The sequence below is a fragment of the Nocardia vinacea genome (genome assembly GCF_035920345.1).
Lineage (GTDB): Bacteria > Actinomycetota > Actinomycetes > Mycobacteriales > Mycobacteriaceae > Nocardia > Nocardia vinacea_A.
In genome coordinates this window covers 7899641-7910155 of the sequence record NZ_CP109149.1, presented here as the reverse complement: position 1 = coordinate 7910155, position 10515 = coordinate 7899641, and the positions used below count along the sequence as shown (strand labels likewise).

The window sequence follows — 10515 nt, the reverse complement described above, 5'->3', positions numbered from 1 at the left end:
GGAGCACAGGCCGCGGTCTTCCGGGTGGAAGATCAGCTCGGGTCGTGGATGCCCAATAGCGCACCGAGGTCGACCACAACCGGGACCGCCCCGAATTCCGGCGCGGGCGCGCCGTCATCCAGCACAACCGCGTGCAGATCCTCCAGCCCCGTCACCTCGACCGGCCCGAGTCCGGCCCGATCGATGAACAGATGCGTAACCCATTCGTCGGCCAACAGTGCCGAAAGCGTTACGTTATCCAGGTCACCGGCGGTCACCACCACCGACGCGCCGTTCTCGCCGGCCGCGACCACTTCCAACAGCGCCGCCGCCGAATCCGCGCGGCCGTGCCGGAACAGCCGGGACTCGAAGGTGAGCTCGGTGCGCGCCCGCAGCCGCTTGGTCGCGACGGAAATATCGTTGTAGGACAACGTAACCGCGGCGACGAAGGCCGGATCCTCACCGCGCAGCGCCTGGGTCCGGTTGGCGTAGGTTACCGGTCGCGGCGATTCGGCGGCGATCTCGGCGAGCACGTCCGGATCGTCCAGTGCCAGCCAGTCGATGCTGCTGTCGGCGGGCCATGCACCGGTGGTAAGTCCGACCTTGACCTGCAGGCCAACGGGCAGCGGTCCGTCGAGGGCGGTCACCGGGGTCAATGCGGCGCCCGCTTTGAGCACGGCCCAGGTGGCAACCACCGCGTCCACCCCGCGATCCAGTCGGATCGCGACACCGGTGCGCGGACCGCAGCCGCGGCCGATCAGCACCCGAGCCAGTCGCGAGGACCGCGCGTCGAGATCCTGGAAGGACACCGCGTCCTCGCCGAAGACCACCGCGGGCCCGTCCGGATCGTCCTCCACCGCGGCGGCCAGCGCCTGGGTCAGGGCCGCACCACTGGTGACCGGTACGCCGTCGGCGGCAGGCTCCGGCGCCGTTTCCGGCGCGGCCAGTGTGCGATCGCGTTCGGCGGCATCGAGGATATCGATATCGCCCACGCTGACCTGCGGGTCCGCGACGACGGCGGTGCAGATCCGAGTCAGCCTGCGGCCAAATGCCTGCACCGTCGGCGCATCGAAAAGGTCTGTGGCGTAATTGAATACCGCGACCAGCTCACCGGGCGCGCCGTCCGCGCCGTGCCGTGGCTCGACGGTCAGCTGCAGATCGAACTTCGCCGCGACCGCACCGGTATCCAGTGCCGCGACCGTCAGCCCCGGCAGTTCCAGCTTCGGCTGCTCGAGATTGTCGAAGGACAGCACCACCTGGAACAGCGGATTGTGCGAGGTCGCGCGGTTCGGCAGCACCACCTCGACCACCCGCTCGAACGGGATATCGGCATTGCCGAAGGCCGAAAGGTCGGTCTCGCGAACATGTTCGACGAACGCATCGAAGGTGGTGCCCGATTCGGTCGTGGTGCGCAGCGCCAAGGTATTGACGAACATGCCGACCAGATCGTCGAGCGCGCGCTCACCGCGGCCCGCGATGGGGGTGCCGATCGTGATATCGGAACTGCCCGACAGCCGCGCAAGCAGCACCGCGAGCACCGCGTGCACGACCATGAACAGCGACGAATTGTGTTCCCGGGCAATGCGAATCAGTCCAGCGTGCACCTCGGGCGAGAGCGTGAAGGCCGTCGACGCACCGCGCATGGACGGCACCGGGGGGCGCGGCCGGTCCAGCGGCAGCTCGATCGCGCCGGACAGCCCCGCCAGTTGCTCGCGCCAGTAGGCCAATTGCTGTGCGGCGACGGAGTCCGCATCGTCATCGGTGCCGATGACCTCGCGCTGCCAGATCGCGAAGTCGGCGTACTGCACCTCGAGCGGCGTCCAGGTCGGGACATCGCCCGCACAGCGCGCGGCATAGGCGAGCATCAGGTCACGGGCCAGCGGGGCCATCGAGGCACCGTCGGCCGAAATGTGGTGCACCACCATGGCGAGCAGATGGCGGTCCGGGGTACCGCGCAGCAGCACACCGCGCACCGGAACCTCTCGGGTCACATCGAATCCGGTCGACATCAGCTCGGTGATGCGGACGATGGGATCGGTGCTCGACTCGACCGCGAGCCCACCCGGCCAGGCCTCGGCGACCGGCAGGATCTCTTGGTACGGCAGCCCGCCGGGACCCGTCGACGGATAGCGCGTGCGCAGCGCCTCGTGCCGCTCGAGCACATCGGCGATCGCATCGCGCAGCGCCTGCACATCGAGCGCACCGGTCAGGCCGATGCCGAGCGGGATGTTGTAGGCCGCCGAGCGGGTATCGAATTGATTGAGCACCCACATGCGCTGCTGCGCCAGCGACAGCGGCACCCGCTCCGAGCGCACCGCCGCGACCAGTGGGGCACGGGTTCCGGTCGACGAACCGGGCACGATCCGCGCGGCCAGCGCCGAAACGGTCGATGCCTCGAACAGTTCGCGCACCGAGACATTCGCGTCCAACGCCTCGTTGATTCGGCTGACGGCCCTGGTGGCCAGCAGCGAATTACCGCCGAGGCCGAAGAAATCGTCGTCCAGGCCGACATCGCGCACACCGAGCAGTCCGGCGAACACCCCGGCGACGGCCTGCTCGATGGGGGTATGCGGGGCGCGGTAGGTGGCGCTACTGACGAATTCCGGTGCGGGCAGCGCCTTTCGGTCCAACTTGCCGTTCGGGGTCAGCGGCAGTGCGTCCAGTACGACGATCGCATCCGGAACCATATAGCCGGTCAGGAATTCGGCGACCGCGGCACGCAGCTCCGCACCCTGCACCTGCGAATCCGCCTCGGCCACAACGTATCCGACCAGGCGATCACCAGCGTGCTCGTCGGAGCGCACCAGTACGACCGACTGGCTGACCCCGCTCTGGGCCAGTAACGCCGATTCGATCTCACCGAGTTCGATGCGGAAGCCGCGCAGCTGCACCTGCTGATCGCTGCGCCCGGCGTATTCGAGATTCGCATGGCCCGCGAAACCGGCCCAGCGACCGAGGTCGCCACTGCGGTACACGCGAGATCCCGGCACCCCGAATGGATTCGCGACGAAACGGGTCGCGGTCAGCCCGGGCCGACCGAGGTAGCCGCGGGACAACTGTGCACCAGTGACATAGATTTCGCCCGCCACCCCGACCGGAGCCGGATGCAGCCGGTCGTCGAGCACATAGCTCTCCAGGCCTGGCAGTGCGCGACCGATCGCACTGGCCGGATTCTCGGCGAGCTGCTCATCCAATGCCAGGAACGACACGTGCACCGTGGTTTCGGTGATGCCGTACATATTGACCAGCCACGGTGCATCGAAGGCGTGCCGCTCGTACCAGCGGCGTAGCTGACGCAGATCCAGTGCCTCACCGCCGAATACGACATAGCGCAGCGCGAATTTGCCCTGGTCTCCGGCATGTGAGGCGCGATCGGCCTCGGCCAGCTGATAGAACGCCGACGGCGTCTGATTCAGCACCGTGACCTGTTCGCGAATCAGCAAGTCGCGGAACTGTTCCGGCGAACGCGAGGTCAGATGGTCGACGACGACCACGGTGCCGCCATTGGCCAGCGCGCACCACAGTTCCCACACCGAGAAGTCGAAGGCGAAGGAATGGAACAGCGTCCACACATCGGTATCGTCGAATTCGAACATCAACTGGGTGTTGGCGAACAGCTCCACCACATTGCGGTGCGCGACGCCGACGCCCTTCGGGACACCCGTGGAGCCCGAGGTGTAGATGACGTAGGCCAGGTTGTCCGGACGCAGCCGGGACGTGCGCTCGATATCGGTGATCGGCGATTCGCCGAAGCCCGCGGTCTCATCCAGCAGCACCACCGGAACATCCGCCGCCGGAATCTCGCCGAGCAGATCGTATGTGGTCAGTACACAGGTCGGCTGCGCGTCGGTGAGCAGGAACTCGAGTCGCTGCGGCGGGTAAGTGATGTCGATCGGAAGATATCCGGCACCGGCGGTGAGCACGCCCAGTAGTGCGACGGGCAACTGCTCGGACCGCCCGACGGCAACGGCGACCAGCGCTTCCGGTCCCGCACCGCGCGCCATCAGCGCCCGTGCCACCTGGTTCGCGCGCCGCTGCAGTTCACCGAAACTCAGTGCGGTATCACCGAATCGGACCGCGATCGCATCCGGACGGCGGCGTGCCTGCGTCTGGATGAGATCGAGCAGCGTCACATCGGGCACCGTCGCCCCGGCCGAATTCCATTCGTGCAGTACCAGATCGCGCTCGCCGGGGGCCAGTAGATCGATATCGCCCAGCACCGCGTCGGAATCGGCGGCTACCGCTGACAGCACCCGCTGGAAGCGATCGGCGAAGTCCTGCACGGTGGCGGCGTCGAAGAGATCGGTTGCGTAGGTGAACGTAGCTGTCATGCCGTGCGCAGCTCTGTCCGATTCCGCGATCTCGAGCTGCAGATCGAACTTGGCCAGCGACACCCCGTGATCCACACCCGCGACGGTCAGGCCCGGCAGCTCCAGTTCGGTGCGCGCCAGATTCTGGAACACCAGCATCACCTGGAACAGCGGATGCCGCGCGGCCGAGCGCACCGGATCGAGCAGCTCGACCAGCCGCTCGAACGGTACGTCGGCGTGTCCGAAGGCCTCTATGTCGACCTTGCGCACCGCACGCAACAGATCGTCGAAGGTCATGCCGGGATCGATCTCGGTCCGCAGCACCAGGGTGTTGACGAACATGCCGATCAGATCGTCCAGCGCCGCTTCACCGCGACCGGCGACCGGGGTGCCGATCGCGATATCGCGGGTGCCCGACAGCCGGGCGAGCAGTACCGCGAGCGCCGCGTGCACGACCATGAAGAGCGTCGAATTGTGTTCGTGCGCAAGATTATCGAGTCGCGCGTGGATCTCGGCATCGATGTCGAAGGCGACGACGGCGCCGTCGTGGGATGACGTGGCAGGCCGCGGCCGATCCGCTGGCAGATCCAATTGGTCTGGCAGCGCGGCCAATTCGTGGCGCCAGAATTCGATCTGCTGCGCGAAGACCGATTCCGGGTCGTCCTCGCTGCCGAGGGTTGCGCGCTGCCAGATGGTGTAGTCGGCGTATTGCACCGCCAGCGGCGGCCATTCGGGCCGCCCGCCGCGCATGCGATCGGAGTACGCCGCCACCAGATCGCGGGCCAGCGGACCGAGCGAGAAGCCGTCTCCCGCGATGTGGTGCACCACGCACACCAGCACGTACTCGGATTCGCCGAGCTGGAACAGCCGCAGCCGCACCGGCGGCGCGACCGTCACATCGAATCCGGCCCGCACCTCGGCACTGATCAGATCCGAAAGCTCTTGTGTCACAGCGGCAGTCACCGGAAGTTCCGGTACCGCGCGCGAATCGGCTACGGGCAGTACTACCTGGAAGCCCTCACCATCGATGTCCGGATAGATGGTGCGCAGCACCTCGTGCCGGTCGGTCAGATCGTGCGCCGCCGCACGCAGTGCGTCGACATCCAGTCGCCCGGACAGCCGCACCGCCAGCGGAATATTATTGACCGCGCTGGCCGTATCGAAACGGTTCAGGAACCACATCCGCTGCTGCGCGTACGACAGCGGAATCCGATCGGGACGGGTCTGCGCGGTGAGCGCCCGGCCGTCGGCCGAACCCGCGTGCTGCTCAACACGTTCGGCTAGTACGGATACCGTCGAGGCCTCGAAGATCAGCTGCACCGGCACCCGGATACCGAGCGCGAACCCGATACGCGCGGCGACTTGGGTGGCCAGCAGCGAATTGCCGCCGAGTTCGAAGAAGTCGTCATCGACACCGACGCGCGCGTCCGTGCTACCCCTGTGCAGCACCGCCGCGAATACATCGGCGACGATCTCTTCGACCGGTGTCGCAGGGGCACGGAACTGACGTGCGGCGAAGACCGGTTCGGGCAGTGCCGCCCGGTCCAGCTTGCCGACCGGGGTCAGCGGAATCTCGTCCAAAACCATGATCGCGGCCGGAATCATGTAGTCCGGCAATGATTCTCCGATATGCGCGGCCAGCTGACCGGTATCGAGGGTGGCACCGTCACGCGGCAGCACATACGCGATCAGCGCGGTCGTCCCCGAGGGCAGCGTCTTGCCGAGCGTGGCCGCGAAGTCGACATCCGGATGTGCGGTCAACGCGCCATCGATCTCGCCGAGTTCGATACGCAGACCGCGGATCTTGACCTGGAAATCGGATCGTCCCAGGTACTCCAGTGCACCGGTTTCGGTGCGCCGCACCAGATCTCCGGTGCGGTACAGGCGCGCACCGGGGCCATCGACCTCCCCGCCGAACGGGCTGGCCACGAAGCGCTCCGCGGTCAGCGCAGGTCGACCGAGATAGCCCTGCGCGAGCACCGCACCCGAAACGTAGAGCTCACCGACGACCCCAGCGGGCACCGGACGCAACCGCGCATCGAAAATGAAGGCGCCTACGCCCGCGATGGCGGAGCCGATGGTGACGGGCTCACCGGACTGAAGGGCCTCGGTGCTGGTGACCATGACGGTCGCCTCGCTCGGCCCGTAGGCATTGAATACCGAGCGGCCGCTATCCGCCCACCGCGCCACCAATTCCGCGGGGAGCCGATCACCACCGGCCACCACGACCTGCAGGTCATCGAGATCAGCGGTATCGAGCGATTCCAGCGCACCGGGGGTGATCAGCAGATGGGTGACCTGCTCGCGGCGCAGCAGATCCGCGAGTTCGACGCCGCCGAATACCGTCGGCGGCGCGATGACCAGCGTCGCACCCACCGAGAAGGTGAACAGCGTCTCCATCATCGAGAAGTCGAAACTGGGCGAGCTGAGATGTGAGACGCAGGAATCCGCGTCGATCAGATAGTGCTCGCCGATCGCCGCGAGCCCGGCCAGACCGGTGTGGGTGACCGCGACGCCCTTCGGCTTACCGGTGGAACCCGAGGTATAGATGACGTAGGCCGGATGGTTTTCATTGACCGCCCGCACCCGATCGGCGTAGGAGACCGGATGATCGGGCCGGGCGGCGATGCGCTCCGACACCACCGGATCATCCAATTCGATCCAATACGCCGAGGTCCCGAGCTTGGCCCGATGCGCCGAGGTGGTCAAACCGTGTGCGGCACCTGAATCGGTCACGATGTGCTGGATCCGGTCCGCCGGATAGTTCGGATCGACCGGCACATAGGCCGCACCCGTCTTCGCGATCGCCCACAGCGCGACGATCGATTCGACCGAGCGGGTAATACCCATCGCCACGTAATCGCCCGCGCCGATCCCGCGATCGATCAGCTCGCGCGCGACCCGCGAGGAGGCGGCATCCAGTTCACGGTAGGTGAGTTCACGCTGATCAGCCGGGTTTTCGGTCGGGTTGAAGCGGAGTGCGACAGAGGTGGCCGCGGACTCCACTGCGGCAGTGAGCAGCTGAGCGAGCAGCGGGCTTCCCGACCTGCGGCGGCGACTACCTCGGGCGGAACGACGAGCAGTTTCCATTCGGGTGTAATCACCTCTCGGGTCGAGCTAAGACCTGCCCCCGACCCCGCAAAAGGGCATCGTGCGCCGGGGGCCAAACCAGTCCGAGTCATCATATAAGCCTTGAACATGCACTGATACGCCTCCGCCTCAGACGGCGCAGACGCGACAGCTGTGTATCGGTCTCAGACGGTAGATGTTGCGACGCACCCAGCCTCAGTGAACTACGTCACATAGCAGATGAACATCGCCGACGCGGATTCCCCATTGAAGCACCCACCCTCATCTCATTCGTTGAGCCACCGCTCGATCTGGTCGAGGTCCGCGGCCGAATAGGTATTCGCGCCGTCTTCGGCGTCGAGAAGCATCCAGTCATAGGGCACCCCGGAAGCCCGTTCGAGCCGATATCCCGCACGTCCGGCTCGTGCCGTGAGTTGCCCCGAATCCGCACCGCCGTGGGCTCGGTCGGCACCGGCCGAAGCCGCCTGTCGTCGTCCACTAGACGAACCGCCCTCGTGAATTTCTCGGAGGCGGAGTGAATTCCGCCCAGTACTCATGTCGAATCGCATCCCACAACCGCGAAAGCTCCGGAAATCGCTCTCGCATCTGCGCCAGATCCGGGGCCGAAGCCGCCGTGCACGAAAACAAGGGTTGCTCGGACCCATTGCGTACCAGCAGCATTCGAATGTGGTGGTGGTCTATCCGCCACTCGGCCAACCAGCCGTCCACCTCGGTGCGATGCTCACCCATGCCCTACCCCTGCGGATCGCAAGCCAGAGCCTCGAGCCTGTCCAACACCTCACGTAGCATCCCCGGCGAGTGCCCGCCGGGCAGTGGCGCGTCGCTTTCGGACGCTCTCGGGTATTCGATCCCCCTGGCGGCGGCGCGTTCACGCGGGCTCATCGACTGCGGGACCAGCCGTCCAGCGAGCACGAGCGTCTGATACGCCGCCGCCTTCCACACACACCGGTTGATACGGCACGCGCGGTGCCGTTGCCACAGCCCGTGCGCGAGCGTCACGTCCACGGCATCGCACAGCGGCGGCACGGTGACGAGTAGGGGGCGCAATCGCTTCGCACCCCCGACGTCTGGAGACCGAATGTCTTCGCAGCCAGGGCGTTTCGGCACGTTGAGGCTTCCGTGTTGCTCGACCATGTGGTTATGTTGCTCCCGCCACACGGCCTCAGCAGGGCCGAAACGGACAGTCTGCCCAAAGTTGGCCATCCTCCCAGATTTCGGACCGGTCGACATATGGGATAAGTCCGAATCGGACTGCGACCTGGGCCGTTTCGGACCAAGCAGGGGAAAGGGGAGCAATGGTGAGGGAGGATCAACCGGACTCGACGCTGCCGCGTCGGCAACTCGGCCGCGCGCTGCGAGAGGCCCGCGAGGGAGCCGGGTTCACGCTAGAGCAGGCGGCGCGCGAGATGGAGATCGGCAAGACCTCGGTAATACGAGTCGAAAAGGGGCACAACGACAAGATCAAACTGCGCGACGTCGAGGGGTACGGCCGCATCTATGGCCTCGATGAGCAACGACTCGAGGAATTGAAATCCCTTGCGCAGGAGACCGCTACGAAGTCTTGGTGGCAGGGGTTTCGCCACTTGATGCGGTCGGGATATGGCACATATCTGGGGCTCGAATCCGGCGCATCCCGGCTGACCGTCTATCAACCAATAATCGTGCCCGGACTGCTTCAGTTGATCGACTATGCCCGAGCCATCGAGCGACCATTTCTACCGGGTGACACACCAGCAGATCTCGAACGCCGAGTAGAAGTGCGATTGCGACGAACCGCGATTCTGACTCGGCAACATAACCCGATAGCGGCCGACTTCATCCTGCATGAGTGCGTTCTGCATACAGTTATCGGCTCGCGCGAAATCATGGCCGCGCAACTGAGGCATATGGCCGACATGAGCACCCGACCGAATATCACCTTGCGGATATTGCCGTTCGCGGCCGGACTTCCGGGCAACGCGACTCCGGTCTTGCCGTACATCATCCTCGATTTCCCGGCAGACAGTCGAAGTTTCGGGACGGAGCCTCCGGTCGTCTACACCGAACACACAATCGGAACGATGTTCTTCGAGGACCAAGCCGATGTGGAACGCTACCGCGAGATCGACGACGACATCCGTTGCGCCACACTGGACGAGCAAGCATCGAGGGACCTGCTCAGGCAGGTAGCAAGGAGATACGACCCGTGACCATCGACCTAACCGACGCAGAATGGTTCAAGTCGTCGCGCAGCGGTTCGGCCGGTGAGTGTGTCGAAGTCGCCTGGCTCGAAGCCGGCCACGTCGGAGTCCGCGACTCCAAAAACCCAACCGGCCCCGCACTGATCTTCACACCAAGCGAGTGGGACGCCTTCACCACCGACATGCACAACGGCGAGTTCCATCGGCCTACCGCATAGCCGCCTCCACCAAGCTGACGCAAGGAGATACGCCCCGTGACCATCAACCTGACCAACGCGCAGTGGTTCAAGTCATCGCGCAGTACTTCATGCAGGGAGTGCGTCGAAATCGTCTGGCTCGAATCCGGCCACGTCGGTGTCCGCGACTCCAAAAACCCCACCGGCCCCACACTGATCTTCACACCGCGCGAATGGGACGCCTTCACCACCGACATGCACAACGGCGAGTTCCATCGGCCTACCGCATAGCCGCCTCCACCAAACTGACGCAAGGAGACACGCCCCATGACCATCAACCTGACCAACGCGCAGTGGTTCAAGTCATCGCGCAGTACTTCAGGCAGGGAGTGCATCGAAATCGCCTGGCTCGAATCCGGCCACGTCGGTGTCCGCGACTCCAAAAACCCCACCGGCCCCGCACTGATCTTCACACCAAGCGAATGGGACGCCTTCACCACCGACGTGCACAACGGCGAGTTCAACCCAGGCGCGTAGCCCAGCCCCCAAGAGAAGATACGACCCGTGCCCATCAACCTGACCAACGCGCAGTGGTTCAAGTCGTCGCGCAGCGGTTCTGCCGATGAGTGTGTCGAAGTCGCCTGGCTCGAAGCCGGTCACGTCGGTGTCCGCCACTCCAAAACCCAACCGGCCCCGCACTGATCTTCACACCAAGCGGGTGGGACGCCTTCACCACCGACATGCACAACGGCGAGTTCCATCGGCCCACCGCGTAGCCGC

General features: G+C 65.4%; 8 protein-coding genes. 5 read left to right on the top strand and 3 right to left on the bottom strand.

Annotation, left to right across the window (positions count from 1 at the left end; translation table 11 throughout):
- Positions 1 to 32: 32 nt before the first annotated feature.
- The 3 genes from OIE68_RS35935 to OIE68_RS35925 form a co-directional block, all read right to left on the bottom strand.
- Positions 33 to 7379: a non-ribosomal peptide synthetase gene (locus OIE68_RS35935; protein ID WP_327095383.1), complete on the bottom strand. Its 7347-nt coding sequence runs from the start codon at positions 7377 to 7379 to the stop codon at positions 33 to 35.
- 266 nt (positions 7380 to 7645) lie between these two features.
- Positions 7646 to 7915, bottom strand: coding sequence for a hypothetical protein (locus OIE68_RS35930; protein WP_327095382.1), 270 nt, complete (start codon positions 7913 to 7915; stop codon positions 7646 to 7648).
- A gap of 196 nt (positions 7916 to 8111) precedes the next feature.
- On the bottom strand, positions 8112 to 8513 hold the full coding sequence (locus OIE68_RS35925) for a hypothetical protein (protein WP_327095381.1): 402 nt from the start codon (positions 8511 to 8513) through the stop codon (positions 8112 to 8114).
- Between the two features lie 164 nt (positions 8514 to 8677).
- On the opposite strand from OIE68_RS35925, the gene OIE68_RS35920 reads away from it, so the two are divergent.
- The 5 genes from OIE68_RS35920 to OIE68_RS35900 are packed head-to-tail and all read left to right on the top strand — an operon-like array spanning position 8678 to position 10437.
- Positions 8678 to 9568 carry a helix-turn-helix transcriptional regulator gene (locus OIE68_RS35920; protein WP_327095380.1) on the top strand — a complete coding sequence of 297 codons (891 nt, stop codon included), beginning with the start codon at positions 8678 to 8680 and terminating at the stop codon, positions 9566 to 9568.
- Positions 9565 to 9777, top strand: coding sequence for a DUF397 domain-containing protein (locus tag OIE68_RS35915; protein WP_327095379.1), 213 nt, complete (start codon positions 9565 to 9567; stop codon positions 9775 to 9777). Before OIE68_RS35920 ends, OIE68_RS35915 begins: the two co-directional genes overlap by 4 nt.
- Before the next feature lie 36 nt (positions 9778 to 9813).
- Complete coding sequence (locus OIE68_RS35910) at positions 9814 to 10026, top strand: DUF397 domain-containing protein (RefSeq protein WP_327095378.1); 213 nt, start codon at positions 9814 to 9816, stop codon at positions 10024 to 10026.
- Between the two features lie 36 nt (positions 10027 to 10062).
- The gene (locus OIE68_RS35905) at positions 10063 to 10272 is read left to right on the top strand and encodes a DUF397 domain-containing protein (protein ID WP_327095377.1); all 210 of its coding nucleotides are present in this window, start codon (positions 10063 to 10065) and stop codon (positions 10270 to 10272) included.
- Positions 10273 to 10299: 27 nt separating this feature from the next.
- Positions 10300 to 10437 (top strand): DUF397 domain-containing protein, encoded by a 138-nt coding sequence (locus OIE68_RS35900; RefSeq protein WP_419150612.1) that lies wholly within the window; start codon positions 10300 to 10302, stop codon positions 10435 to 10437.
- Positions 10438 to 10515 lie beyond the last annotated feature (78 nt).

Coding starts and splice junctions, on each gene's coding strand:
- OIE68_RS35925 (WP_327095381.1), bottom strand. CDS start 8,513: ATGGTCGAGCAACACGGAAGCCTCAACGTGCCGAAACGCCCTGGCTGC.
- OIE68_RS35930 (WP_327095382.1), bottom strand. CDS start 7,915: ATGAGTACTGGGCGGAATTCACTCCGCCTCCGAGAAATTCACGAGGGC.
- OIE68_RS35935 (WP_327095383.1), bottom strand. CDS start 7,379: ATGGAAACTGCTCGTCGTTCCGCCCGAGGTAGTCGCCGCCGCAGGTCG.
- OIE68_RS35905 (WP_327095377.1), top strand. CDS start 10,063: ATGACCATCAACCTGACCAACGCGCAGTGGTTCAAGTCATCGCGCAGT.